Raw genomic sequence first — 25,331 nt, 5'->3', positions numbered from 1 at the left:
GTCATCTCGATCATGGCAGCCGCCTTTCAATTCAGTTTTGCTTGACCTGATGTGAATATGAAGGTCACCTAAAGCCGTGACAAACGAAGTTTCCTGAACCTTCAGTTAAGAATTTCTTGGCTATGAGTGATTATCTGCCCCCACTTACCGCGCTTCGGGCTTTTGATGCCGCGGCCCGGCACATGTCCTTCGCGAAAGCGGCGGAAGAGCTGCACGTGACGCCAGCGGCCCTGTCCTTTCAGATCAAATCGCTTGAGGAGCATCTGGGCCGCCCTCTGTTCCGCCGTCTGAACCGCGCTGTGGAACTGACCGATGCGGGCCGCGCCCTGGCCCCCGGCGCGGCAGAAGGCTTTGCCACCTTGCAAGCCGCGTGGCGTGCCGTACGCAGGCAGGAGGATGACACCGGACTGACCGTCACCGCAGGTCCGGCGCTGACCGCAAAGTGGCTGGCGCCTCGCCTTTACGAGTTTGCCCGTGCGCATCCGGAAATCGATCTGAAATTCTCGGCCACGTTGCGCAATATGGATCTGGAGCGGGATGATGTGGATGTTGCCATCCGGTTTGGCAATTCCGCCGATGAGGGGCTGTATTCCGTACCTGTAAGAAAGGAGTGGCTGACTCCGGTCATGACCCCGGAGCTGGCGGAACAATTCACCACGCCAGACAGCCTGCGCGACGCACCGTTGATCCACGACGATTCGATCAACTTTCTGACCCCACCCTGCGACTGGCCTGCCTGGTTCCGCGCTGTGGGTATCGATTTCACACCCACTCATGGGGCGCATTTTTCCAACGCAGATCACGCGATTGACGCCGCTGTCGCTGGTGTTGGTGTCGCCCTTGGACGGCGTGCCATGATCCTCAAGGACCTGAGCGAAGGTCGGCTGGTTGCCCCCTTCAAGGTCGCGCTGGAAACGCAGGGCCGGTTCCGATTCCTGTGCCTTCCGGGGGCCGAGAAACGTCCTCAGATCGCAGCATTTCGGGATTGGTTCCTGACCGAGATTGAAAAGACCGCACATATTTCGGATGAGTTCGACATTATTCCGATCGAAGAGGTTCCCGGATCATGACCAAAACGCGCGCAACAGCCATCGGTTTTGGGGCAGTACTATTATGGGCTTTGCTGGCGCTTTTGACCGTCGGCTCTGCACCTACACCGCCTTTGCTGCTGAACACGATCTGCTTTTCGATTGGTGGTACACTTGGGTTGATCTGGACAGCCGCAACCGGTGGGTTCAGCGGGTTGAAACAGATCCCCTGGACGACCTACCTGTTCGGTTCATTGGGCCTGTTCGGGTACCACGCATTGTATTTTTCAGCCCTACGCATGGCCCCCGCGGCCGAGGCCGGACTGATTGCCTATCTCTGGCCCCTTCTTATCGTTCTGTTTTCCGGCCTGCTACCGGGCGAGCAGCTTCGCGCTGGTCACTTGATTGGGGCGTGCCTTGGCTTTGCTGGGGCTGCTTTGATCATCACCGGAGGCGGGAGCGCAGGTTTTCAGGCGCAACATCTGCCAGGATACACATTGGCCCTGCTTTGCGCGATGACATGGTCTGGCTATTCAGTTCTGTCACGCAGATTGGGTGATACACCCACCAGTTCGGTTGCGGTCTTTTGTCTGATGGCTGCGTTGGCTTCGGGTCTGCTGCATCTGGCCATGGAAGACACCGTGCTGCCCGACTCGACACTAGGGTGGGTTTCTGTACTGGCACTTGGCCTTGGGCCCGTTGGGCTGGCCTTTTATGTCTGGGATATCGGGGTGAAGCAGGGTGACATTCAAATGCTCGGGACCTCATCTTACGCGGCCCCGCTATTGTCGACACTTGCTTTGGTGATGGCCGGGATCGCTGCCCCATCCTGGGGGCTGGCGATCGCGGCTTTTCTGATTACCGGCGGGGCCTTAATCGCGGCCCGTTCCAGTTTGAAATCTTAAGCAGACAGTCGCTCGATCTCTTCCTTCAGCTTGAGCTTCTGTTTCTTCAGCTGGGCTATGTGGAGATCATCGATGCCTGGCGAGCGTTGGGCTTGTTCTACTTCTAGACCGAGAGATTCGTGCTTTTTCTTCAGTTCTGTCAGATGTGCGCTCACGCTCATTGCGATCCTCCTTTTATACGTGTCTGTATGTCACGTAAGAAGTTGATCACATCGTTTCCACCCTGTCACGCTGCAGACGCACAGAATCTGAAACAAATCCGACAAAATCGGCTGGACATTGCCGGTCGTCGTCAGAACCCGGGCAGGGCAGCGGCCTTCCGAAGCGCAGCCGATACCGCATCCGTATAGCTTTCGCCGTCTTTTTCGTGACGTTCACCCGCGTGCAGAATCAAAGGTGGGTGGAGGCGAAATGCCGCACGCCCTCCTTTGCGGGCACGCAGAATGATCAGCTCAGCCTCTCGCCCTGTCCGTGGGCTTAGCGGCAACAACTCTACCGATCCCAATTTCCCTTGGCACGCTGCCAGCATGTCGGGCAGTCGATCGGCTTTCTGGATCATGTGCAGGTACCCTTTTTGCGCAAGGCGTCTGGCAGCCACTGCAATCCAGTCGGCCAACTGGGTGTCTTCGCTCAGGGCCACACTTCTTCCAGCATCCTTTGCAGGGCTATGCGCCCCCGCCCGATAATAGGGCGGATTCGCAATGACGTGATCGAACTGGCGCTGCCGAAGCGCCTCGGGCAAAGCGGTCAGGTCGGCTTCGACAACTTCCAGCTCTATCCCGTTGATTTCCGCGTTTCTGCGAGCCAATTCCGCATAGGCAGGCTGTAGCTCGATACCTGTCAGGTGCAAGCCGGGCACTCGTGAGGACAAGCAAAGAATGGCGGCCCCGGCACCGCACCCCAGCTCCAACACAGACTGACCTGCCCTGGCCGGAACGGATGCGGCAAGCAATACCGGGTCTACCCCTGCACGATAACCCGACTGAGGTTGCAGCAACCGGATCCTGCCCCCCAGGAAATCATTGCAGCTGAGTTCACTATCGGAAAACCGGTTCATCGGCCCAGCGGAATTTCATTGTCGCGCATCACACGTTCGGCACGGGTCAAGTCTTCGGCGCGAACCATCAGTCGGCGGGGAAAGATCCCGATCCCACCTTCGAGGATGCTCATATTTACGTCCATCTGAAAGCAGTCTATATCCTCGCCTTCAAGGAGAGCCGATGCAAAGGCCAGGATCGTCGGATCGGTACTGCGCAATAGTTCTTTCATGGGGATGGATGTAAGGGCAAGGCTGGGCGAAAGTCGAGCCTTGTATCAGGAGTGTGATGACCGTCGGCATGATCTCAAAACCGCATGAGCGCCTCGCTGAAATTCTGGCGGGTGAAATGGAGGCTGTGAACACGTTGATCCGCGCCCGGATGGCGTCGGACCATGCCCCACGTATCCCCGAAGTGACCCAGCATCTGGTCGAGGCGGGCGGAAAGCGCCTGCGCCCAATGCTGACATTGGCAGCGGCGCGGCTGTTTCGCTATTCAGGTGAGCACCACGTGCGCCTTGCTGCCACGGTCGAGTTCATCCACACCGCCACCCTTCTGCACGACGACGTTGTGGATGAGAGCGCCCAACGGCGCGGACGCCCGACCGCAAATCTACTTTGGGACAATAAATCCAGCGTGCTGGTCGGTGATTACCTGTTTTCCCGCAGCTTCCAATTGATGGTCGAAACGGGTTCGCTGCGGGTTCTGGATATCTTGGCCAATGCCTCAGCAACCATCGCCGAAGGCGAAGTGCTGCAAATGACCGCTGCAACCGACCTGCGGACAGATGAAAGCGTTTACCTACAGGTTGTGCGCGGCAAGACAGCAGCTTTGTTTTCAGCTGCGACCGAGGTGGGCGGCGTGATCGCCGGTGCATCGGAAGAACAGATCAAAGCTCTGTTCGATTATGGTGACGCATTGGGGATCGCATTCCAGATTGCGGACGACCTGCTGGATTATCAGGGTGACAGCAAGACAACCGGCAAAAATGTGGGCGATGATTTCCGCGAACGAAAGCTGACCCTGCCTGTCATCAAGGCTGTTGCACAGGCCACGCCCGAAGAGCGCGCTTTCTGGGAGCGCACGATCGAAAAGGGCCGCCAACAGGATGGCGATCTGGATCATGCGCTGGGCCTGATGGACAAATACGCAACGCTGGAAGAAACTCGGCAGGACGCATTGGGCTGGGCGAACAAGGCAAAGGCATCTTTGGATGTTCTACCTGATCATGAAATTCGCAGCCTGCTGCGCGAACTGGCCGATTACGTAGTCTCGCGCCTTAGTTAAGCTGCGTCGCGCGGCACCACCATTCAGGATGCGCCGCACCGATCTCATAGGCCGCGAAATGCGCGTCTTTCATTGTGGGGTACAGCGCATAACAGGTCGAGCCGGAGCCCGACATACGCGTTACAAGGGCACGATTGGTCATGTTCAACTCGTCCAGAACCTGCTCGATCTCACGTGCAACGCCCATGGCAGGTACCTGCAGGTCATTGCGTTGATCACGCAACCACAGGGCACAGACTTCAGCGTCTACAAAATCTGGGACTAACTCAGGCATCGGCGGATTGTCTCTGGACGACAATGCGTTGAAAACGGCATTTGTCGGCACCGGCACATTCGGGTTGACCAAAAGGGCGGGTAAGTGCGGAAGGTTCACCGCCGCCAAACGATCGCCAATGCCTTGCATTCTGATCGCCCGGCTTTCCAGGCAAACGGGCACATCTGCCCCCAGTGACAACGGCAAGTCAGGCGGGACGTCACATCCCTGCCCTGCCAATGTCCAAAGCGTGGCGGCCGCATCCGATGACCCACCCCCTATACCTGCCCCGTGGGGCAACGACTTGATCAGGTCTACATGCCCGGTCCAGCCGACGCCTTCGGCCGCTTTCCAGACCAGATTACGGTTGTCCGTGGGCACGCCTTCAGCAAACTCCCCAATCACGTCCATAGACAGCTCGGGGCCGGGTGTGAATGTCAACTGATCTCCCAGATCAGCAAAAACCACTAACGAATCCAACAGGTGATAACCGTCCTTACGACGTCCGGTCACATGGAGGGTCAGGTTGATCTTGGCGGGCGCAAACGCCTTAATTTCCATTTGCGACTTTCAAAGGTTCCGCACCCTCTTCGGCCAGAACGGCGCTTAGTCCGATTTCGATCTTGCGTCGAATGCGATCCGGGTCAGCCTCGCCATCCGTGTCTTCGGGGTCAACGAAGGACAGAGCCCGTTTCCACTGGAACTCGGCCTCACGCGCTCGTCCAACAGCCCAATAGACGTCCCCCAGATGATCATTGACGACCGGATCAACGGGCATCAGCTCGACCGCGCGCTCCATATGCTCGACCGCTTCTTCGTAACGACCCAGACGGAACAAAACCCAACCCAGACTATCCACGATGTAGCCACTATCCGGGCGGGCCTCGACCGCGCGCTGGATCATGTCCAGCGCTTCATCCAGCTTTTCTTTCCGTTCTACCAAAGAATAGCCCAGATAGTTCAGCACCTGCGGCTGATCCGGATTCAACTCCAGCGCCCGGCGGAAATCGGTTTCAGCCTGATCCCACTGCTTCAGCCTCTCGTGGCTTATGCCGCGCGCGTAGTGCAGGAACCAATTCCCGCCTGCCTGACTGTCCGTCAAACCAATCGCAGTGTCATAAGAGGCAACCGCAGCCGCATAGTTTTCCTGACGACGTTGAAGATCTGCCAGAGAAACATGGACGCTGGGCAAATCAGGATTTTGCAGCGCCAGGTTTTGCAGAACTTCAATGGCCGCATCGGTTTTTCCGGACTTGTCCAGGATTTCGGCCCGCCCAAGTTCTGCGGCATGGTGGTCATTGCTGCCGGCCGGGACCATGCGATAGGCGGCAACAGCCAGATCATACTGTTGCAGCTTGTCCAGCAATTCCGCGCTCAGCAGAATGGCGTCCACGTGGTCAGGGCGCAGAAAACTCGCCAGTCGTGCGTAAAGCAGGACGTAGTCAGCCGAAGCCTCGCTGTTCAATGCGGCACCAACGGTAAAGAATATTTCCGCCATTCCATCCAGCGCAGAGCCCGCGTGAGTGAACGGAAGCGTCTCGCCCGCGGTCAATTGGCCGGTATAGGCTTCAATGGTCGGATCGCTACCGGAAACAAACACATCGTCCAGAAATTGTATGGCGTCTTCGTTGCGATCCAGCTGCGACAGCACCTCTGTACGGGCCAGCGCGGCCCGACGCGAGAACCGCGCAACCGCGCCGTTGTTATCCGCAAAAATCACCTCGGCACCTTCGAAATCGCCGATAGAGGCCAGTGCCATGGCTTTGTGATACAGCGCAAATTCCCTGAGGCCTTCCTGCGTTGCCACGGCATCGAACTGATCCATGGCCTTTGTCATTTCACCTTGCCCCAGATGGGCCCATGCGATCATCAGCCCATCAACCAAAGGACCGATCCCCTGCGTTTCAGGGTCACGCGCCAGAAGTTCGTCAAACTTGCCGTCTGCGATCAAATTGGCCGAAATCGCCATGCGCGCGGCCTGGCTTGGAATGTTGGCTTCCTCGATCTGCTTTGCAACAGGCAAAGCACGGGCAATTTCCCCCAGCGCAAGGCGGGCGACAACAACGCTTTCCAAGAGCAGCGCGTTTTCCGGATCAAACCTGAGAGCCTGGGCGTAGTATCTTTCCGCCGCAGAATAGTCGCTTTCGTAAATCGCCTGACGCCCGGCCAGATAAGAACCGGCACCCGATTCTGAAAAGGCCGGAACTGCGACCGACGACATGAGCAGCACGGACAATGCCGCGCGACGAACCAGGGAAACCACCGAAATCCTGCCTTGCTATCGTTGACTAACGGTTAAGCTAGGGCTTCGGTCGGCAAGAGGCAATGGCAGAGCCTTCACGACCCTGCCATTACCGGTTTTTTGCTTACATGTTCGGATAGTTTGGTCCGTCGCCACCCTGCGGCGTGGTCCAGGTGATATTCTGGCTTGGATCCTTGATGTCGCAGGTTTTGCAGTGAACGCAGTTCTGGAAGTTGATGACGAATCGCGGACCGTTGTCATCCTCGACCATTTCGTACACGCCTGCCGGGCAATAGCGCTGCGCCGGTTCGTCGAACTTGGGCAGGTTGACCTTGACCGGGATATCCGGGTCCGTCAGGCGCAGGTGGCAGGGCTGGCTTTCCTCGTGATTGGTTGCCGCAAAGGACACGTTGGTCAGACGGTCAAAGGACAGCGTCCCATCGGGCTTGGGATAATCGATCGGCTTGTGCTTGCTGGCTTCCTCAGTCGACTGGGCATCGTTCTTGCCGTGTCCCAGCGTACCAAAGAACGAAAAGCCCAATGTGTTGGTCCACATGTCCAGGCCACCCAGCACCAGCGAGGGGATCATGCCCCACTTGGACCACATCGGCTTGACGTTGCGCACCTTCTTCAGGTCCTTGCCAATCGCGCCATTGCGAACGTCGGCCTCGTAAGCGGTCAGCTCATCGCCCGAACGGTCAGCCTTGATCGCGTCATAGGCGGCCTCGGCGGCAGCCTTGCCCGATAGCATCGCATTGTGGTTGCCCTTGATGCGCGGCACGTTGACCATGCCCGCTGAACAGCCCAGCAGCGCTACGCCCGGCGCCACCAGCTTGGGCATCGACTGAAGACCACCCTCGGTGATCGCACGGGCACCGTATGCCACGCGCTTGCCGCCTTTCAGCAGCTCGGCCACCATCGGGTGATGCTTGAAGCGCTGGAATTCCATATAGGGGTACAGGTGCGGGTTCTTGTAGTTCAGGTGAACCACAAAGCCGACATAGACCTGATTGTTTTCAAGATGGTAGATGAACGATCCGCCGCCTGCGTTGCCGCCCAGAGGCCAGCCCATTGTGTGCGTGACCGTACCTTCCTTGTGCTTGGCCGGGTCAATCTCCCAGATCTCTTTCATGCCGACGCCGTATTTCTGCGGCTCTTTGCCGACAGACAGGTCATATTTGGCGATGACTTCCTTGGACAGTGATCCGCGCACACCTTCCGACAGGAAGACGTATTTGCCGTGCAGTTCCATGCCCGGCTCAGTATTGGGGCCATAAGAGCCATCCGCTTCCAGACCAAAGACGCCGGCCACGACGCCTTTGACTTCGCCATTGTCGCCGTAAACCAGCTCGGAACAGGCCATGCCGGGGAAGATTTCCACGCCCAGCTCTTCGGCCTGCTCGGCCATCCAGCGGCAGACATTGCCCATCGACACGATATAGTTGCCATGGTTGTTCATCAGCGGCGGCATCGGGAAGTTGGGGATTCGGATTTTGCCTGCCTCACCCAGCATGTAGAAATTGTCTTCATGCACCGGCACGTTCAGCGGAGCACCTTTTGCCTTCCAATCCGGGATCAAAGCGTCCAGCCCGCAGGGATCGAGAACTGCGCCAGACAGGATATGAGCGCCCACTTCTGAGCCTTTTTCCAACACGACAACATTCAGATCCGCGTCCAACTGTTTCAGTCGAATGGCCGCCGACAGGCCCGCAGGACCTGCGCCTACGATCACCACGTCATATTCCATTGCTTCGCGTTCAATCTCGGCCATCGCGGGCTCCCTAGCTTACTTTCCGAATTGGCGCTGTCACTGCAGGATCTGCGCAATTTTGTTTCACGGCTGATTACATGGTCAGAAAGACTTTGGTCAATCGAAACACGGCGTAACAAGGGCGCTATTCGACACATCAGTCCTCTGGTGCATCACCCATCAGGTATCTGGGACCGCTACCATGGGATTTTGCCCTGTCATCGGGGTTATAAAGCTTGCATTTCGGCAAGCTGAGGCACCCGCATCCTATACAGCCGTCCAGATTGTCGCGCAATCGCATCAGGGTATCGATTCGCTGGTCCAGATGAGTGCGCAACCGTACGCTTATGGCTCTCCAATCCTGTGGTGTCGGTGTTCGCTTTCCCGGCAAGCCCGACAAAACCTCGCGGATTTCAGGTAAGGTCAGGCCGAACTGCTGCGCGATCATGACAAAGCTCAGCCGCCGGATATCTGCCCGCTGGTAACGTCGCTGCCCACCGGCATTGCGCCAGGGCGCAATCAAACCCTGTGCTTCGTAATACCGTATCGCTGAAACGGCCAACCCCGTACGTCGGGCCAATGCCCCGATTGCCAACCCTTCTGAAACAGCCATGTCACCCTCGAAGAAATACCTTGACCTAAAGTTGGGTTTAGAAATTACGGTGAGTCGAAACAAGCCAAAAAGGAGATCCCATGATGGCAACGCTTGAGCACACCAATTTCACTGTCAGCGACCCACAGGCCTCGGCCGCCTGGATGCAGCAGGTCTTTGGCTGGAAAACACGGTGGGAAGGACCCGCAATATCAGGCGGATATACTGTACATGTCGGATCGGCCCACACCTATCTTGCGCTTTACAAACCCGATGCGCCGAAACCATTGGTCGAAAGCAGCTACGATGTCGTCGGCGGGCTGAACCATGTTGGTGTTCTGGTCGAAGATATCGACGCAACCGAGGTCAAGGTGCGCAAGGCCGGGTTCGAACCCCATAATCATGCCGATTACGAACCGGGGCGTCGGTTCTATTTCAGGGATGACAACGGCATCGAGTTTGAAGTGGTTCAATATGATTGAGATGCTTTGGCTCTGCACGCCTTCGAGGCGATGGTGCAAGGGCGGGCAACCGGACCATCGCCACAGGCCACACCCGAAACAATCCAGACGGCACGATGTTGCGAATTGATCGCTGCACCTGCTGACACCTCTTGCAATTCACGTGGTATTTGGGTCAGGTAATCGTCAACCTAGGACTCGCCCCGACGCTTCTGTGCGGCGGGGCGAGTCAGTTTATGCGTGGACGTAGAGAGTATGGAAAAGATCCCTATGACGCCTGCGGGCAATGCCGCACTCGCAGCTGAGCTGAAGAACCTCAAATCCGTTGAACGCCCTGCGATCATCGAAGCCATCGCATCGGCGCGTGAACTTGGCGACCTGAAAGAAAATGCCGAATACCATTCAGCCCGCGAAAAGCAGGGGTTTATCGAAGGCCGCATTAAAGAACTGGAAGGTATCCTGTCGCTGGCGGATGTAATTGATCCAACAAAACTGTCCGGCGCAGTCAAATTTGGCGCAAAGGTTACTTTGGTTGACGAAGATACCGACGAAGAAAAGACGTGGCAAATCGTCGGTGAATATGAAGCCAATATCGAAGCCGGCCTTTTGAATATCAAATCCCCCATCGCCCGCGCCCTGATCGGCAAGGACGAAGGTGACAGCGTCGAGGTGCGCACCCCTGGCGGCGTGCGTTCTTATGAAATTCTGAGTATCAAGTACGCCTGACCGGAGCGCATGTAATGTCGGGGCCCAAACCTGACCCGGAAACTGAAAGACCGACTTCGCTGGGCATCTATGACCGCCCAAAGGCACCGTCTGTCACCGAGATTGAGATTGCCGCACTGGTGCTCAGCCTGATTTGGCTGGTGGTGTCGGTTGTTTTTCTGGTGTTGCCAGATAAGGCGCAAAGCGGTGGTTTTGTTGTCACCTTTCTGGCCGTTTTCATGCCTGTGGCGATGATCTGGGTCGCGGCCACTGCCATGCGTGCCAGCCGCGTGATGCGCGAAGAAAGCGCGCGGCTGCAAACTGCGATTGACGCGATCCGTCAGGCTTATGTGGCGCAGCAGCAGCGCGCATCCAGCACCTACGAACCGGCAGTGGCCAAGAAACTGGATGAGATCGCAGCCGCGACGCGGAAAACCGAAAGCACGCTGGCAACATTTTCGACCAAGCGCACAACGCCCCCTTATGCCCCGGCAAAACCACTCGTTGCGGGTGCTCAGACCTCGCTTGAACTGGGCACATCTGCGGAAGAAATTGCGCCACCGCTGAGCACCGATATCTTTATCCGCGCCTTGAATTTTCCGGAAACTCAGAATGACACCGAAGGGTTCAACGCCCTGCGCGTGGCGCTGAAAGACCGCAAGACGGCACAGATCGTGCAGGCCTCGCAGGATGTTCTTACACTGCTCAGTCAGGAAGGCATCTATATGGACGACTTACGCCCTGACATGGCCCGGCCCGAAATCTGGCGCCAGTTCGCGCAGGGCGCGCGGGGTCGCGCCGTTGCCGCGCTGGGGGGTGTACGAGACAGGTCCTCGCTGGCACTGACAGCTGCGCGGATGAAACAGGATCCGATTTTCCGCGACGCCGCCCACCATTTTCTCCGCCGCTTCGACAAGATGATGGCCGAATTCGAGCCCAACGCAAGCGATGCAGAACTGAGCGCTTTGGGTGAGACCCGCACGGCGCGGGCGTTCATGTTGCTGGGGCGCGTGGCCGGGACGTTTGATTAGTCCGATTTGACGACCCAAGACATCTTGGTCGCGCTGCTGAAACCAAACACGTAACTTAAAGGTCCGGTTTTTTCTTCACCCACAGGCCGAAATCCTTCGCGCTCATATAAAGCGCGGGCGCGGGGGTTTGTGTCGATAACGTCAAGCTGAACGACTGACATGTTTTGTTTCCGCGCCTCACGCTTAACGGCATCCAGCAAGGCCGTACCAACGCCTTTGCCACGCGAGCCCGCGGCCACAAATATGCCATCCATCTGAAACACGCCGGGTTTCAGTTCGCGCTCCAAAATGCTGAGGATGAGGGCGCGCCAAATGGCCCCAAACCAGCCATAGACCTTTGCTAGGTCTGACATTCTGCCTCCGGCCAATGCACCATCGCGTGTCTTGAAACCTGCAAGCCCCAAAACCCGGTCTTCCTTGTCCCGTGCAACCAGCACATAATCCGGGTTCAACGAAGTTTCGAAGAAAGCCAGCCCCTTTTCATCCGGACCCATGACTTTATTCAGTTTCGCCGAAAATGCCTGCCAGAACAGGGTCGCCACCAGTGGGCGTTCCGCATCAGAAAAACCGCGTGAGACTGTAATTTTCACAACCCAAAACTTCCATACGGTATAAAGCGAACCATATCCCCGGGTTGGATATGCCGAGCGCCATCTTCAATTTCGACCAGCCCTTCGGCCCAGCTGAGCCCGCTGATCCGGCCCGATCCTTCTGACTTGAAGACTTCAACCCGGCCTTCCCGCATGCGCGCGCGCAGGTATTCGCGGCGGCCCGGTTTCTTGCGCTTTTCAAAGGCCGCGGGAACTTCGAATCCTTGCGGTTCGATCCAGCCTTCGCCAGACATCAGGCCCAGCGCCGGTCGCGCAAAGATCAAGGTGCAGACCAAGGCGGCAACGGGATTGCCGGGCAGTCCAAAGACAGGGGTTCCGGACCACAACCCCAAAGCCAGAGGGCGACCGGGTTTCAAGGCTATCCGCCAGTGTTGCATCGCCCCCGCCTGGCGCAGCAAGGCAGATACGTGGTCTTCGTCACCAGCAGATGCGCCACCACTCGTCAGTATCACATCTGCCTGTTCCGCAGCCTGATCCAGCAGTTCCCGCAGGGCGTCCCGATCATCTGAAACACGCCCCATATCCACAGGCACAAACCCCAGCCTTTCGACCAGAGACAAAAGCATCGGGCGGTTGGCGTCGAATATCTTACCCGGTCCGGCGCGCGCTCCGGCGTCGACCAGTTCATCACCGGTCGATACCACGGCGACACGCAGCGGCTTGCGCACATTCACCTTTGCAATGCCCAAAGCGGTGAGTAACGCAAGGTCAGCCGGTGTCAATCGGCGTCCTGTAGGCAGGGCCAGATCGCCTGCGGCCACATCCTCGCCCGCTTGCCTGGTATTTGCCCCCTTCTTCAGCGGACCATGGAACGCGATATGCCCGTCTTTTACTGTGACATCTTCTTCCAGAATAACCGTATCCACCCCGTCAGGCAGCGCCGCACCCGTCAGAACGCGCAATGCCTGGCCCACGGGAACGTCACCTTCAAACGGGATACCAGCTGCTGCACGCCCATCGACCAGCGGCAGGATCTGTGGCCCATCTGAAACCGGACCAGCGAACCCGAACCCATCCACGGCTGTATTCGGTTGCGGCGGGTTGGAACGTTGGGCTGTAACATCTTCTGCCAGAATGCGCCCACTCGCCTTATTCAGCGCGACCGTGTCAACCGAGGTAATCGGATGCAACCTGTCGCGCAAATAGGCCAAAGCGTCATCAACCGGCGTCCACTCCACACCCGCTGGCAGCGCAAAACAATCGTTGCGCAACGGTGGCGGGGCTATGCTCGGCTTGTTCTGTGTAACACCCAATATCCAGCCTTCCTCTGCCGCTGAAACATCTAATTGCGCATTCAACTCCTGCTCTGTCAAACGCGACAGAGTCAAGGCGACCTGTTCGACTTGCCAAGCATCCTTGATCCGCCCATCTGGTTGCGCTCCCAAGGTGAGCGACGGCCAGATCTCCACAAAGGCGACGGGTTTATCCAACGGCTCGAACGGCCAGACCGCGACTTGTCCGGCAAAGCGATGGCGGAGCCTGCTTAGGACTGGAAGCCCCATCATCACCTGCCCACCGACCGCGCCTGCACCCGCCATCTGCCAGCAGGTGAAACTGCCTTTTGCCAAGGCTTCAACCGCACGACGGTCGGAAAACGGATTGGAATAGCCCGTCTTGGTTCGCAGCAAACCATCAATTTCGCGCCCAAGGCCATTCATCCAAAATGGGCCTCTTCCTCCGAATTGTCGATTGATCCGGCCTGCCAAGTCGAAACGATTGTTCGTTTTCGGACCGTCCTCGACATGCTGTTCGAACCAATCCCACAAGACCAAGGGGTCATCCGTTCCGGTCATCGCGCGGGCAAAACCCTTCGGGTATCCAAAAGGGAAGTCAAACCCCAGAAATAGGCGCCGGCCTGCTTTCAGTTCGGTGTGGATCAGGGCACCCAGCAACGCCTCGGCAAGCGCCCGGTTGCGTAGGTATTCAGGTCCCTGTGCCCGCCCTTCACGCGCAATACAGACCCAGATCGCGTCTTTGCGCGGCGTTGGTCCGGTGTCATTTCCACCAGACCAGTCCACCATGGCAAAGGTCTGGAACAGGGTCACAAACCGACCTCATCCAATATGAAGTCCGCGATCCTGACTGTATCATTCAGATCGAAAACCGGGCAATCCAGTTCCAGCGCCGTGTCGCTGGCAACGGCTCGAACGGTATCGTTTTCAATCGCGATCAAAGGGTTTCCCGCCTCGGCGCGAAACGCCTCGATCTTTGGGTGGCCTTCCCGCTTGAAGCCTTCGACCAGCACCAGATCAACCGGAGAAAGCCGCGCCAGCAATTCGGCAAAAGTTGGCTCGGGCGCACCGCGCAGCTCTTGCATCAAGGCGACGCGCTGCCCCGACGCAAGCAACACCTCGCTGGCACCAGCAACGCGGTGACGATGACTGTCCGTGCCCGGCTGGTCCACATCGACGCCGTGATGCGCATGTTTGACAGTTGAGACGGTAAAACCCCGCCCCGTGATCTCGGTCACCAGCCGTTCCATCAGCCCGGTTTTGCCTGCGTTTTTCCAGCCAGTGACACCGTAGACTCTCATACCTGCTCCAACAGTGTCCGGGCGCGGTCCAAATCGTCAGGTGTATTGACGTTGAAGAACGGATCAAACGGGTCAGCCTGGAACATAGCCTCGCGTCCGTCATGTTTATCAGTCCACAGCACGACCTTGCGCAACCCGTCCGTCAGAGCCGCCCGCAGATCATCGCGCAGAGCCACAGGCCAGAGCCCAAAGGTCGGGTGCCGGTTGACCCGCCTGCCCCCTCCGGATTTCAGCGCGTCGTCGCCCGTTCGCGGAGTAGTGGCCAAGACCAGAGGATGCACCTGCCCCTCTGCCGCCTCTTGCAGGCGCGCCACCAAATCACGCGGGAAGAACGGTGTATCTGCGGCAGCCGTTACGATACTGTCGGCCCCCTGATCTGCGGCCCAGTCGAGCCCCGCCAGAACACCGGCCAAAGGGCCAGCGAAGCCTTCAATCGTGTCAGGCAGAACGGGTAGCGTCAAATCGCTGAAACGCTCGGGGTCACCATTTGCGTTCAGGGCCAAACCATCGACTTGAGGAGACAGCCGATCAACGACATGGGACAGCAGGCTCCGCCCGCCAATCTGCAATAAACCTTTGTCACCACCACCCATCCGGGTGGCCTGCCCGCCTGCGAGGATGACGCCGAGAGGTTTTCTGTTTTCATCACTCATTGGCTACTCTTCCGCCGGTGTTTCCTGTCTTCGGCCACAACCGTCGACGGGTCCACATCGCGAACCAACCGTTCCTCACCGGAAAGACAAACAAAGCGCTGTCCGCGCATCCGGCCGATCAGCGTAAGGCCGAGCTCACGCGCGATCTCGACACCCCAGGCGGTAAAGCCGGAACGGGACGCCAACACAGGAATACCCATCATCGCCGTTTTGATCACCATCTCGGATGTCAGGCGACCGGTGGTATAGAGGATCTTGTCCTCCGCCGTCGCCCCCTCGGAAAGCATCCAACCTGCGATCTTGTCGACGGCATTATGGCGACCCACGTCTTCCATATAAACCAGCGGACGGTTTTCGCGGCACAATACAGTCCCATGAATTGCCCCGGCCTCAAGATAAAGCGACGGGGTGCGATTGATCTTGGCCGCCAGTTCGTAAAGCCACGAGGTACGCACCTGCACTTGCGGCAGCTGAACGCCCTCAAGACCCTCCATCATGTCCCCGAACACCGTTCCCACAGCGCAGCCACTGGTGCGCGTTTTTTTCTTCAGCTTGTCCTCGTACGAAGTCGCGCGTGCGGTGCGGACAACAACGGTTTCAAGATCATCATCGTAATCGACACGGGTAATCTCATCATCGGCCAGCAACATGCCCTGATTTCGCAGGAAACCCAGCGCCAGATATTCGGGATAGTCGCCAATCGTCATCGCCGTCACAATTTCCTGCGCGTTGAGGAAGATCGTCAGTGGGCGCTCTTCAACCACTGAAATCTGACTGACCTCGCCATTCTGGTCCACCCCCTCGACCGCACGGGTCAAGCGGGCCGCGCTCGGATCAGGAGCGATTACATAGTCTGACACGTCGGTTTCGGTGACCAATTGCAACCCCTCCACAAGACCGATACTGCTGCTGGCGTCACCATAGGATTTAGCCATGGCCTCTGCCACATCCAAGTCATACTTCTGGAAAGGTTTTCGCGACGGCACGCCGTTTGTCTTCGTGGCTGTGCCTTTTGGCCTGTTGTTTGGTGTCTTCGCGACAGAAGCCGGGCTGAATATCGTGCAGACCATTGCCTTCTCCGTCACCGTTTTTGCAGGCGCGGCGCAGTTCACAGCTCTGCAACTTCTGCAGTGTGAAACGCCTACAATCATCGTTTTGATTTCGGCGCTGGCAGTGAACCTGCGGGTTGCGATGTATTCCGCATCGCTGACGCCGTTCTTGGGTGCCGCCCCCTTGTGGCAAAGAGCATGTGCGGCTTACCTGATCGTGGATCAGTCTTACGCCTGTTCAATCGCGCAGTTCGAAAAAGAGCCTGATCTAACGATCCCCCAGCGAATGGCCTATTTCCTGGGTTCGGTCACTCCGATCACACCGCTGTGGGTTCTGGGAACCTGTCTGGGTGCCGTGCTGGGCGCTCAGATCCCAGAGAGTTGGGCGCTGGACTTTGCCCTGCCGATCACCTTTCTGGCGATGATCGGACCAATGATGCGTACGCTGGCCCATGTCATCGCCGCCCTGGTCGCCATTGTCGTTGCCCTGCTGACCGTGAGTGTGCCGTTCAATCTGGGCCTGCTGATCGCAGGCGCTGCAGGGATGATGGCCGGCGCGCAGGCGGAATTGATGCTAAAGCGGAACACGCCATGAACCAGATCGATCAGACAACAATATGGATCATCATCGTGGGTCTTGCGGTGGGCAGCTATGCTTTGCGCTTTACCTTTATCGGTCTCGTCGGTGATCGCCCAATGCCGCCCTGGTTGTTACGTCACCTTCGATATACAGCCGTGGCCATCCTGCCCGCACTGATCGCGCCGCTGGTGGTTTGGCCTGCGGCCACCGAAGGACAACCGGATATACCCCGTATGTCGGCCGCAGCGGTTGCATTGTCTGTGGGCATTCTAACCAAGAACGTGCTGGCGGCCATTTTTACCGGGGCGGCAACACTTTACACATTGCTGTATCTAGTTGGATGAAGCCGCGTCCAGCTGGTTCAGGCGCGCATTGTTGAACGCCAGTCCCTTTTGCAGGTCCGCGTCGTCGTTTTCACGGTATTCCGCCGATTGAACACCTTGCAACGCTCCAAACTGATCCGACAGTTTGACCGGATAGAATGTAGTCGTGATCTGTTCGAACCCCGGAACCTGCTGCAACAGTTGCGAAGTAGAGTTCGCACAGAAAGCACCAGCCACCGGGCCCATCTGCTTGGCCAGTTGCAATGCAATTTCGGCCTGTTGCGGAGTGACCTCGATCGTCTGGATGCGCGCATAATGTGTTTCGCGGGCGTGGCTGCTGCGATACGCACGTTCGACATTCGGAGTGATTCCGTACAGCACGTCGTTCCTGATCGGTACAACATCCGCCCGGAACGATCCTGCCGGGTCGAAAATAACCCGCTCACTGCCGCTGATCATCAACGACGTATGCGCGCCCGAACCGGTCCGGGTGCTGATCATCGTGTACAAGGTCAGGGTCGATGGCCCCGGATCGCGATAGGAACGGGACGTTATTTCAGTCTGATCCGCTTGCGGGCGCTGTGATGCAGCGCAACCAGCCAGCGTTGCGGCCACAAGGCACGCAGTCAATATCCTGAGCAAAGCCGCCCCCGAATTGCTTACGAGGCGAAAACTGCCAGGAACAGGCACAACAAGGCGATCGCGACCACACACCAGGTGGTGGCTTTGATGAAACCGTTGAAAGTTTTGGTTTGAACGTCGATGTTCATTTCGCCGTGCTTGTATTCAGCCATGAGTCTCAGAATCCCAATTCGCGTGTTTGATTTGTTGGATAATGGAAAACAAAACGCCTGTCACCACGTCATTCGCGCGCAGGGCGCGCTTACTTGAGGACCGAGCATCCGGGATAACCGAACCCCCATCGCCAGGGCAGGCCGCTGCACGGCCCGCCACCGAAACGAACCGCCCCATACATGGCATCCGCGGTGATCGCGTGAATGGTGCGGATCTGGTCAGGTTCCATATCATAGCGATCCGCGTATTCGTCGGCATACAGATCTCCATGCGTCTTAACACAGGCATGCAGGGCATCATCCGCCGCCAAACGCGCGTCATAGCTTTCCTCGGCCGAATCCGCGCCGCCGGCATTGTGATATGCCCGGTCGTGGATCACACAACAGTTTTCCCAAGGCGGATGTTCTTCAAAAAGCTCGCCAACCTGCGGGAACTGCTTTGCCACCCAGCGCCAGCTTGCGGACAACCCACCCGAACACCCGTCTGTTTCGAATGGTTGCAGCTCGGCGCTTTCGCTCTGGTCCATCAAGGCGCGATGGGCAGGCATTTCGAACCGGCGCATCAAGTCCTGTGCCAAGGCGGCGTGCGGAATAACGAGCAACAGCAGCGAAAGATTAAGGGCTTTCATCGCGCATCGCCTTGGTGTCGACCTGCAATCCGAAAGTCGTGGCCAACCACAACATCAGCCGCTCTGCTGGTCCCATTTCGGCACGCACGCGCAGAACCTCATTGGCCATGGCCGGGCGGTCGGTGATCAGACCATCAACGCCCATAGACGCCATTTTGGACATTTGCAGCGGATCGTTCACTGTCCAGACATAGATATCCTTACCGGCATCGTGAACCTTTCGGATCAGGCCCGGAGTTGCCATCCCTGCATTGATTGCGACAAACTCGCCCTCCAACCCCGACAGATCACCAATGGCTGTGGCCGCCAATACACCCGAACGCCAGTCCGGGCGCAGTTTCTTCATCTTTTGGACGGCCGGATATTTCAACGACATGGTGGCGACCTCGTCCTGCATCTCCAACTCTTCCACCAGATTGATCACCCGGTTTTCCAGATCAATATCATGGCCATAGTATTTCAGTTCGATAAGAACCCTGGACTTGCCTTTGGCCGCCTCCAGCACATCACGCAGAGTTGGCGTTCGTTCCGAGGCGTATTCCGGATCAAACCAGCTGCCGATGTCGATATCTGCCACATCCGCCATCGTTGCATCCCAGACCTTCAGGTTAACACCCGCCAGCTTCATGAAATCGCTGTCATGGGCCACGATGATCACATCATCCGCAGATTCCTGAACGTCGATTTCAACCCAATCCGCGCCGTCCTCGATGGCTTTCAGAACCGAGGCCATCGTGTTTTCCGGCCGCAAGGCCGCTGCACCCCGGTGGCCAATGACCTCGGCATGATCCGGGGCCTGCACACGTTCCAGCAGACTTTGACCTGACCAAAGGCCAATAACCAACGCGGCAAGGGATGCGCCCACTGTCACAAATACAGGCGCCCGAATTTTCCGGGGTTCTGGGTGGGCGATCTTTTTTGCGTCAATATCGAAAAACCCGTCCAACAAGACGGCCAACGCGCCCAGCGCCGTTGCCGCCAGAACCAGCCCCGCCAATGACCACAGCCCTGCGACGACAAAACTGAAGGTCAGGGCCAGCTTGAGGTTGCTGCCGTCCTGCACGGGTACGAAAGTAAACAAAAGGCTGGCCACTGCGGCAATCAAAGCGGCAATGACAAGGCGCATCCCCAGCCAAAGGGCAAGTTCGATCTTCAACCGCCCGCGCCTGCCTTCCATCTTCTGCGCACTTTGGGCAAACGCCGTTCGGGGCGCAGTTCGTTCGAAAAGGACCAAATGCAGGGCCAGCGCCCAGGCGGACAGGCGACGGATCAAAAGCCACGCCAGTACAAGAACAACCACTCCGATCAAAAGAACCGCCACCTTGAAGGCGGGGGGGCGGAAGGTCAGGTAATAGTTGATGTCATATTCAGTCAGCGTCCACCACGCGATCAGGCCAGCGACAGCCACGAATGGCAGGGCAAGCAACAGGACACGCAGGATGAAACGCACGGCAAATCCGAACAACGCCGGGAAACGGGACAGGATCAACGCGAGCGCCGCACTGCCAGCGCGCCAGGGATCTTGTTCGCCCATACGCAGCGACCCGGCCATGACCGAGAACACAAAGACCTCGGCCAGCAGAAACAGGCTCAGAACTACAACAGACGAGATAAACCCGACCGGAGACAGCAGGAACATGGCAATGTCCTGATCCGTCAAGGCCGTCTGGTCAGACAGAGAGACTGCCAGATTGACCGTCAGTGCCACCCCTGGCGCAATCAGCGCAACAAGCAGTAATCGCACAGCGATATAAATTGGCACAAAAACCCGACGCCGGGCCCAAGCCCCCGCGTAGGCATGTGTTACGGCATGGAAATATCTGTTCACGCGGTCGCCTCCGAACTGATTCATTCATTCAAAGGCGCGCAAACGTGAATTGCAAGTCAGCTGTCTTTCAGGTCCGCAGCCAGGCGGAACCCGATGCGGTTGGCTGGCTTGTCTTCAACCGATTTGGGAAGCGCACGCAACATCACGTTCAACTGGCTGACATGTTGCACCAGTTGCGTGCGGGCTCCGGTCCCGTCGGACCCGTAAAAGGTTATCATGTCGGGGTCGAAATAACCCATCCCCTCGATCCGCATCACGCCTGCATCGCCGCCAGTGAAACCCATGGCGACCTCATGATCGCCGTCCAATGTCTGTTCGAAATTCTGGATATACAGGATTAGCCGCTCGTAGGCCCATTGTGCGGGGCTTTTGCTGGCCACCGGTTTTTTCAGCGTCTCTGGCAGTTTTTTGGTTCCGGATTCGGCTTTCGGATCGGCGTGCACCTCGTAACATCTTGGCAACGCTGCGGCTTCTGCGGCCTCGGCCGAGGTTTCGATCTGGTCCTGCATTCGTCTACCCTTTGCGCTGATACAGCCATGCCCCATCCGCGCGTTGCGTCCGGGTTACTGCACCAATGTGGTAGAGGTGATTTACATGTGCAACCGCCTCAACCAGCGCAAGGCCATACTCACCCTCTTGGATTGTACGTTTGAACAGCGGCATAAAGCAGTCAGCGGCAGATTTGGGCTGATCCAGATGATCCAGCAACCGTTCCAGCGCGCCATGGTGGTTGTCAATCAACTGCTTCATGCGCAACGGCAGACCGGTGAAGGGCAATTTGTGCCCGCCTAAAACCAGATGATCGGGACGGGCGAGTACCTGAAGCCTCTCACAGGCCTCCATCCATCCTGACACCGGATCTGCCATGGGTTCGGTCGCATAGACACCCAGATTGGGACTGATTGAACTGAGGATCTGATCACCGCTGAGTACCAGATTGTCATCGCGGCTCCAGAAGGTGGCGTGTTCCGGCGCATGGCCATTGCCCATATGAACGTCCCAGTCACGTCCACCAATACGGATCACGTCACCCTGCTTGATCCCGGTAAAACCCAGCGGCATGGGATAGACCGTGTCGGCAAAATTAAAGGGCCGGTCCGCCATCCGTTTGTTCAGAACATCGGATGCCATCCCCGCACTGCGATAGAATTCCAGCGTTTCTTGCGGCCAGGTTTCCTGCACATCCAGCGTCAGCATCCGCGCAAACAGCCACGAGGTGCGGCTTGTCACCAGCTCGGCGCCGTGTTCCGTCTGAAACCATCCGGCATTGCCAACATGGTCGGGATGATGGTGAGTCACCACCACCCTCCTGATCGGCTTGCCTGCAAGTGGCCCGGCCATCAACGCTTCCAAGATGCGCCGCGTCTTGTTCGAGGACAGCCCCGTATCGATCACGGTCCAGCTGTCGCCATCGTCCAGAGCGTAGATGTTTACATGGTCCAGCGTCATCGGCAGGGGCAGGCGCATCCAGAGAACACCTTGGGCAATCTCGGTGGCCGCGCCCTGCGCGGGCGGTTCAGCCCACGGATATCTGATCCCCAAGACGTGATCCCCATCCATCAGGCTGCAAACTCGTCCGTGCTCAGCGCGAAAAGGTCATCCGCCCCGTTCTGCGCCCGCGCCAAAAGGCCCGAATGTTCGGGCAACAGGGCGTTGATATAATATCGCGCCAGTTTCGCCCGCGGTCCCTCTGGGTCGGCAAGGGCTGCGGTCAGGTGATAATGCCCGCCCAGCACCCGAGCAAAAGCCTGCAAATAAGCAACTGCGCCTGCAAAGCGGTTATTCAAATCGTCCTGTGCGACCAGCCACTCTGTCGCCTCGCGCAGTGTTTCGGTGGCTTCCCAGACCGGACCCGCCAGATCAGGCAGCATTGCACGGGCGCGTTCGGCCTGGTCTTCGATCTCATCCAGCAAGTTCGAAGCAGCCTCGCCCCCGTCCATCATCTTCCGCGCAACAAGGTCCATCGCCTGAATACCGTTGGTGCCCTCGTAGATCGCGGTGACACGCGCATCGCGATAGAACTGTGCCGCGCCGGTTTCCTCAATATATCCCATGCCACCATGCACCTGGACCCCGGTTTCAGCCACACGCATCCCGGTCTGAGTACCAAACGCCTTGCTGATCGGCGTCAACAGCGCGGCCCGCGCAGCCCAATCGGCGTCACCAGTGGCCTCTGCCATATCGATCGCGACCGCATTAGCCAACAGGATCGCGCGCGCGGCATAAACATCAGCACGCATATCCAAAAGCATGCGGCGCACATCCGCATGATCGATGATCGTCCCAGACGGCGTTTTGCCTTGTTTCCGTTCCAGGGCATAGGCCAACGCGTGCTGGTATGCACCTTCGGCCACGCCCACGCCCTGTCCGCCAACACCAAGACGCGCATTGTTCATCATGGTAAACATGGCAGCCATACCGCCATGTTCGGCACCCACCAGCCAGCCTTTGGCTCTGTCATATTGCATCACGCAGGTGGGCGATCCGTGCAAACCCATCTTGTGTTCCAGCGAAACCACTTTTAGATCATTGGCCGCGCCCGGGTCACCATTTGCGTCAGGCAGGAATTTAGGGACAAGGAACAATGAAATCCCTTTGGTGCCGGGCACTCCATCGGGAAGGCGAGCCAGTACCAGATGGCAGACATTCTCGGTAAAATCGGTATCGCCCCACGAGATGAATATCTTTTGACCGGTGATCGAATATGTCCCGTCACCGTTCGGCTCAGCCTTCGCAGACAGCGCGCCAACATCCGATCCGGCCTGAGCTTCGGTCAGGTTCATGGTGCCCGACCATTCCCCCGTCATCATCTTAGGCAGATACAGCGCTTTCAATTCGTCGCTGGCGTGATGCTCCAACGCCTCAATCTGGCCCTGAGACATAAGCGGCGCAAGTTGAAGCGACAGGCAAGCGGCACTCATCATCTCGTTGACCGCCGTGGTGATCGTCATAGGTAGCCCCATCCCCCCGTATTCAGGATTGCCACTGATCCCGATCCAGCCACCTTCGGCAATTGCCTTCCAACCGTCTGCATATCCCGGAGAAGTTCGCAGCACGCCATTTTCAAGTCGTGCAGGTTCCAGATCACCGGGGCGCTGTAGAGGGGCCATCACCTCTTCGCACATTTTTCCAGCTTCGGTCAGGATCGCACTGACCACATCCCCGCTGGCATCAGCAAATTTATCCGTCGCAGCGACCTGGTCGAACCCGACCACATGGTCCAGCAGGAACTGGTAATCTGAAATTGGGGTGCGATAGGGCATGATCACTCTCGAAGGCTAACAATTCAGAACATATCGGCAGGCTTGGAATTGTGGGCAAGCGCCGGTAAGCGTATGAGCTTGGATCAATTACCTACTGTCCCCTATGTTTCAAGCAACCAAAACGCGGCGTCACCAGTTATGATCTCAACCGGCACTCAGGAATTGACGGCGGATCCCGGCGGTATCGCGCGGGCTGCAGATATGTTGCGACAGGGCCTTCTGGTCGCCTTCCCGACCGAGACCGTCTATGGCCTGGGCGGCGATGCACGCAACGGGCAGGCGGTGGCGTCGATCTACGAGGCCAAGGGGCGGCCCAGTTTCAATCCGCTGATCGCACATGTCGCTTCGGTCGCCGCGGCGCAACGGTATGTGCAATGGTCAGATCAGGCCGAGCATCTGGCGCAGGCCTTTTGGCCCGGTCCGCTTACCTTGGTTTTGCCCTTGCGCGAAGGGCACGGGATTTCATCGCTGGTGACGGCAGGTTTGGATACGTTGGCCGTGCGCGTTCCGGCACATCCGACAGCGCACGCGCTGCTGGCCGAATTTGATGGCCCGGTTGCTGCGCCATCTGCAAACCCGTCGGGTCAGATCAGTCCGACCAAGGCAAGTCATGTCTGGTCAGGTCTTGGCGGCAAGATCGCGGCTGTTCTGGATGACGGGCCGTGCGGTGTCGGGCTTGAATCCACCATCATCGGTCTGGCTGGGGAACCCGCGCTTTTGCGTCCAGGTGGCATCGCGCTGGAGCAAATCGAAGAGACGCTAAAAACACACCTACATCTGCATCAATCCGGTGACCTTCTGACCGCCCCCGGCCAGTTGCAATCGCATTATGCGCCGGATGCTCCGGTCCGTTTGAATGCCGAAACCCGTCAGGGTGATGAGGTGTTGCTGGGATTTGGACAGGTTGAGTGCGACCTGAACTTGTCCGCCATTGGCGACCTGACCGAAGCGGCGGCAAATCTGTTTGCGTTTCTGCATCAACTGAACGAAACCGGGCGACCGATTGCCGTTTCTCCGATCCCAGGCACGGCATTGGGGGCGGCAATCAATGACCGGCTGCGGCGCGCTGCAGCACCTCGCGACAGCTGATCAGGCCCGCCCTGCGCTGGCAGAAAGGGTCAGCGGGTCCACGCCCAAAGTAGCCAACGCTGCCTCCCATTTCGCATCATCGGGCACATCGAAAACAAGCTTGGGTGTCGCGTCGGTGGTCAGCCAACCGTTCATGGCAATTTCATCCTCAAGCTGACCGGGCCCCCAGCCGGAATAACCCAGCGCCAGCATCGAGTTCAGCGGCCCGCTGCCTGACGCCAAATCCTCGAGCACATCAAGTGTCGCCGTCATGCTGAAGTCCTCAGAAATCTGCATTGAATGCAGGTTGGCCTCGTAATCGGCGCTGTGAAGGACAAAGCCGCGCGACATCTCGACCGGCCCACCGAAATGCACAAGGCGCTCTCCGACAATCGGAATACGGCAGGCGATGTTCAGTTGACCCAGCAAGGTCTTTATCCGCAGGTCCGAGGGCTTGTTCACAATCAAACCCATGGCTCCATCGTCGCCGTGGCTGCACACATACACCACCGAATGGTCGAATCGCGGATCCCCCATACCGGGCATCGCAATCAACAGTTTTCCGGTCAGGTCCATGGGCCGCCATCTCTTTCTCAGAACACCTCAACAATGGCCCCGCAGCATGTCTATTGGCAAGAGAACAACGGGTATTTTGGCGGATTTCATCCCAGTGAACAGAACGTGACTTGGAATCCGGGCCAACGCCGCG

Annotated in this window: 29 protein-coding genes; 9 read left to right on the top strand and 20 right to left on the bottom strand. The window is 57.9% G+C overall.

Annotated features, from left to right (window positions below; translation table 11 throughout):
• Positions 1 to 122: 122 nt before the first annotated feature.
• Both ACR0NZ_RS09190 and yddG read left to right on the top strand, forming a co-directional pair.
• Positions 123 to 1,070, top strand: coding sequence for a transcriptional regulator GcvA (locus ACR0NZ_RS09190; protein ID WP_480518413.1), 948 nt, complete (start codon positions 123 to 125; stop codon positions 1,068 to 1,070).
• Positions 1,067 to 1,933, top strand: coding sequence for an aromatic amino acid exporter YddG (gene yddG, locus ACR0NZ_RS09185; protein WP_480518411.1), 867 nt, complete (start codon positions 1,067 to 1,069; stop codon positions 1,931 to 1,933). The genes ACR0NZ_RS09190 and yddG overlap by 4 nt, the downstream gene beginning before the upstream one ends.
• Here yddG and ACR0NZ_RS09180 read toward each other — a convergent pair.
• The 3 genes from ACR0NZ_RS09180 to ACR0NZ_RS09170 form a co-directional block, all read right to left on the bottom strand.
• The gene (locus ACR0NZ_RS09180; RefSeq protein WP_083445267.1) at positions 1,930 to 2,094 is read right to left on the bottom strand and encodes a YdcH family protein; all 165 of its coding nucleotides are present in this window, start codon (positions 2,092 to 2,094) and stop codon (positions 1,930 to 1,932) included. The genes yddG and ACR0NZ_RS09180 overlap by 4 nt on opposite strands.
• A gap of 131 nt (positions 2,095 to 2,225) precedes the next feature.
• Positions 2,226 to 2,990 carry a tRNA1(Val) (adenine(37)-N6)-methyltransferase gene (locus ACR0NZ_RS09175; RefSeq protein ID WP_480475035.1) on the bottom strand — a complete coding sequence of 255 codons (765 nt, stop codon included), beginning with the start codon at positions 2,988 to 2,990 and terminating at the stop codon, positions 2,226 to 2,228.
• Positions 2,987 to 3,202 carry a putative signal transducing protein gene (locus ACR0NZ_RS09170; protein ID WP_050604033.1) on the bottom strand — a complete coding sequence of 72 codons (216 nt, stop codon included), beginning with the start codon at positions 3,200 to 3,202 and terminating at the stop codon, positions 2,987 to 2,989. The genes ACR0NZ_RS09175 and ACR0NZ_RS09170 overlap by 4 nt, the downstream gene beginning before the upstream one ends.
• Positions 3,203 to 3,258: 56 nt before the next feature.
• Here ACR0NZ_RS09170 and ACR0NZ_RS09165 point away from each other — a divergent pair, with 56 nt between their 5' ends.
• Positions 3,259 to 4,257 carry a polyprenyl synthetase family protein gene (locus tag ACR0NZ_RS09165; RefSeq protein WP_480518409.1) on the top strand — a complete coding sequence of 333 codons (999 nt, stop codon included), beginning with the start codon at positions 3,259 to 3,261 and terminating at the stop codon, positions 4,255 to 4,257.
• Here ACR0NZ_RS09165 and ACR0NZ_RS09160 read toward each other — a convergent pair.
• From ACR0NZ_RS09160 to soxR, 4 genes are all read right to left on the bottom strand, one after another.
• Positions 4,250 to 5,071, bottom strand: a complete 822-nt coding sequence (locus ACR0NZ_RS09160) for a 4-(cytidine 5'-diphospho)-2-C-methyl-D-erythritol kinase (RefSeq protein ID WP_480475031.1) — start codon at positions 5,069 to 5,071, stop codon at positions 4,250 to 4,252. The two genes, ACR0NZ_RS09165 and ACR0NZ_RS09160, sit on opposite strands and share 8 nt — an antisense overlap.
• Entirely contained in the window at positions 5,061 to 6,773 is a 1,713-nt protein-coding gene (locus ACR0NZ_RS09155) for a tetratricopeptide repeat protein (protein ID WP_480518407.1), read from the bottom strand. Before ACR0NZ_RS09155 ends, ACR0NZ_RS09160 begins: the two co-directional genes overlap by 11 nt.
• A 103-nt stretch (positions 6,774 to 6,876) precedes the next feature.
• Positions 6,877 to 8,523: an electron transfer flavoprotein-ubiquinone oxidoreductase gene (locus tag ACR0NZ_RS09150; protein WP_480518405.1), complete on the bottom strand. Its 1,647-nt coding sequence runs from the start codon at positions 8,521 to 8,523 to the stop codon at positions 6,877 to 6,879.
• A 136-nt stretch (positions 8,524 to 8,659) separates the two neighbouring features.
• Positions 8,660 to 9,115: a redox-sensitive transcriptional activator SoxR gene (gene soxR / locus ACR0NZ_RS09145; RefSeq protein WP_480518403.1), complete on the bottom strand. Its 456-nt coding sequence runs from the start codon at positions 9,113 to 9,115 to the stop codon at positions 8,660 to 8,662.
• 80 nt (positions 9,116 to 9,195) lie between these two features.
• Between soxR and ACR0NZ_RS09140 the strand changes: the two genes are divergently transcribed.
• The 3 genes from ACR0NZ_RS09140 (at position 9,196) to ACR0NZ_RS09130 (ending at position 11,291) form a co-directional block, all read left to right on the top strand.
• Complete coding sequence (locus ACR0NZ_RS09140) at positions 9,196 to 9,576, top strand: VOC family protein (RefSeq protein ID WP_480518401.1); 381 nt, start codon at positions 9,196 to 9,198, stop codon at positions 9,574 to 9,576.
• 234 nt (positions 9,577 to 9,810) lie between these two features.
• Positions 9,811 to 10,281: a transcription elongation factor GreA gene (gene greA / locus ACR0NZ_RS09135; protein WP_480518399.1), complete on the top strand. Its 471-nt coding sequence runs from the start codon at positions 9,811 to 9,813 to the stop codon at positions 10,279 to 10,281.
• A gap of 14 nt (positions 10,282 to 10,295) precedes the next feature.
• Positions 10,296 to 11,291 (top strand): hypothetical protein, encoded by a 996-nt coding sequence (locus ACR0NZ_RS09130; protein WP_480518397.1) that lies wholly within the window; start codon positions 10,296 to 10,298, stop codon positions 11,289 to 11,291.
• Here ACR0NZ_RS09130 and ACR0NZ_RS09125 read toward each other — a convergent pair.
• The 5 genes from ACR0NZ_RS09125 to ACR0NZ_RS09105 are packed head-to-tail and all read right to left on the bottom strand — an operon-like array spanning position 11,288 to position 16,023.
• On the bottom strand, positions 11,288 to 11,881 hold the full coding sequence (locus ACR0NZ_RS09125; RefSeq protein ID WP_480518395.1) for a GNAT family N-acetyltransferase: 594 nt from the start codon (positions 11,879 to 11,881) through the stop codon (positions 11,288 to 11,290). The two genes, ACR0NZ_RS09130 and ACR0NZ_RS09125, sit on opposite strands and share 4 nt — an antisense overlap.
• Positions 11,878 to 13,947, bottom strand: coding sequence for a molybdenum cofactor synthesis domain-containing protein (locus tag ACR0NZ_RS09120; protein ID WP_480518393.1), 2,070 nt, complete (start codon positions 13,945 to 13,947; stop codon positions 11,878 to 11,880). The genes ACR0NZ_RS09125 and ACR0NZ_RS09120 overlap by 4 nt, the downstream gene beginning before the upstream one ends.
• A complete protein-coding gene (mobB, locus tag ACR0NZ_RS09115; protein WP_480518391.1) occupies positions 13,944 to 14,435 on the bottom strand; it encodes a molybdopterin-guanine dinucleotide biosynthesis protein B in 492 nt (163 codons plus the stop codon). The genes ACR0NZ_RS09120 and mobB overlap by 4 nt, the downstream gene beginning before the upstream one ends.
• Entirely contained in the window at positions 14,432 to 15,088 is a 657-nt protein-coding gene (mobA, locus tag ACR0NZ_RS09110; protein WP_480518389.1) for a molybdenum cofactor guanylyltransferase MobA, read from the bottom strand. The genes mobB and mobA overlap by 4 nt, the downstream gene beginning before the upstream one ends.
• Positions 15,085 to 16,023 (bottom strand): formate dehydrogenase accessory sulfurtransferase FdhD, encoded by a 939-nt coding sequence (locus ACR0NZ_RS09105; RefSeq protein ID WP_480518387.1) that lies wholly within the window; start codon positions 16,021 to 16,023, stop codon positions 15,085 to 15,087. Before ACR0NZ_RS09105 ends, mobA begins: the two co-directional genes overlap by 4 nt.
• On the opposite strand from ACR0NZ_RS09105, the gene ACR0NZ_RS09100 reads away from it, so the two are divergent.
• Positions 16,022 to 16,732 (top strand): AzlC family ABC transporter permease, encoded by a 711-nt coding sequence (locus ACR0NZ_RS09100; protein ID WP_480518385.1) that lies wholly within the window; start codon positions 16,022 to 16,024, stop codon positions 16,730 to 16,732. The genes ACR0NZ_RS09105 and ACR0NZ_RS09100 overlap by 2 nt on opposite strands.
• Positions 16,729 to 17,061, top strand: a complete 333-nt coding sequence (locus ACR0NZ_RS09095) for an AzlD domain-containing protein (protein WP_209506607.1) — start codon at positions 16,729 to 16,731, stop codon at positions 17,059 to 17,061. The genes ACR0NZ_RS09100 and ACR0NZ_RS09095 overlap by 4 nt, the downstream gene beginning before the upstream one ends.
• Here the strand turns inward: ACR0NZ_RS09095 and ACR0NZ_RS09090 are convergent.
• From ACR0NZ_RS09090 to ACR0NZ_RS09060, 7 genes are all read right to left on the bottom strand, one after another.
• The gene (locus tag ACR0NZ_RS09090) at positions 17,050 to 17,682 is read right to left on the bottom strand and encodes a hypothetical protein (protein WP_480494339.1); all 633 of its coding nucleotides are present in this window, start codon (positions 17,680 to 17,682) and stop codon (positions 17,050 to 17,052) included. The two genes, ACR0NZ_RS09095 and ACR0NZ_RS09090, sit on opposite strands and share 12 nt — an antisense overlap.
• Positions 17,683 to 17,699: 17 nt before the next feature.
• Positions 17,700 to 17,834 (bottom strand): aa3-type cytochrome c oxidase subunit IV, encoded by a 135-nt coding sequence (locus tag ACR0NZ_RS09085; protein WP_267364539.1) that lies wholly within the window; start codon positions 17,832 to 17,834, stop codon positions 17,700 to 17,702.
• An 89-nt stretch (positions 17,835 to 17,923) separates the two neighbouring features.
• Positions 17,924 to 18,463: a hypothetical protein gene (locus ACR0NZ_RS09080; protein ID WP_480518383.1), complete on the bottom strand. Its 540-nt coding sequence runs from the start codon at positions 18,461 to 18,463 to the stop codon at positions 17,924 to 17,926.
• Positions 18,450 to 20,291 carry a glycerophosphodiester phosphodiesterase gene (locus ACR0NZ_RS09075; RefSeq protein ID WP_480494341.1) on the bottom strand — a complete coding sequence of 614 codons (1,842 nt, stop codon included), beginning with the start codon at positions 20,289 to 20,291 and terminating at the stop codon, positions 18,450 to 18,452. Before ACR0NZ_RS09075 ends, ACR0NZ_RS09080 begins: the two co-directional genes overlap by 14 nt.
• 56 nt (positions 20,292 to 20,347) lie before the next feature.
• On the bottom strand, positions 20,348 to 20,800 hold the full coding sequence (locus ACR0NZ_RS09070; RefSeq protein WP_480475001.1) for a DUF6173 family protein: 453 nt from the start codon (positions 20,798 to 20,800) through the stop codon (positions 20,348 to 20,350).
• A gap of 4 nt (positions 20,801 to 20,804) precedes the next feature.
• A complete protein-coding gene (locus ACR0NZ_RS09065) occupies positions 20,805 to 21,851 on the bottom strand; it encodes an MBL fold metallo-hydrolase (protein ID WP_480518381.1) in 1,047 nt (348 codons plus the stop codon).
• Positions 21,851 to 23,554: an acyl-CoA dehydrogenase gene (locus ACR0NZ_RS09060; protein ID WP_480474997.1), complete on the bottom strand. Its 1,704-nt coding sequence runs from the start codon at positions 23,552 to 23,554 to the stop codon at positions 21,851 to 21,853. The genes ACR0NZ_RS09065 and ACR0NZ_RS09060 overlap by 1 nt, the downstream gene beginning before the upstream one ends.
• 138 nt (positions 23,555 to 23,692) lie before the next feature.
• On the opposite strand from ACR0NZ_RS09060, the gene ACR0NZ_RS09055 reads away from it, so the two are divergent.
• Positions 23,693 to 24,643 carry an L-threonylcarbamoyladenylate synthase gene (locus tag ACR0NZ_RS09055; protein ID WP_480474994.1) on the top strand — a complete coding sequence of 317 codons (951 nt, stop codon included), beginning with the start codon at positions 23,693 to 23,695 and terminating at the stop codon, positions 24,641 to 24,643.
• On the opposite strand, the gene ACR0NZ_RS09050 is transcribed toward ACR0NZ_RS09055, so the two are convergent.
• Positions 24,644 to 25,198, bottom strand: a complete 555-nt coding sequence (locus ACR0NZ_RS09050) for a YqgE/AlgH family protein (RefSeq protein ID WP_480474992.1) — start codon at positions 25,196 to 25,198, stop codon at positions 24,644 to 24,646.
• Positions 25,199 to 25,331 lie beyond the last annotated feature (133 nt).

Source organism: Ruegeria sp. AE3 (assembly GCF_056542225.1).
This window is presented reverse-complemented; position numbering and strand designations above follow the sequence as displayed.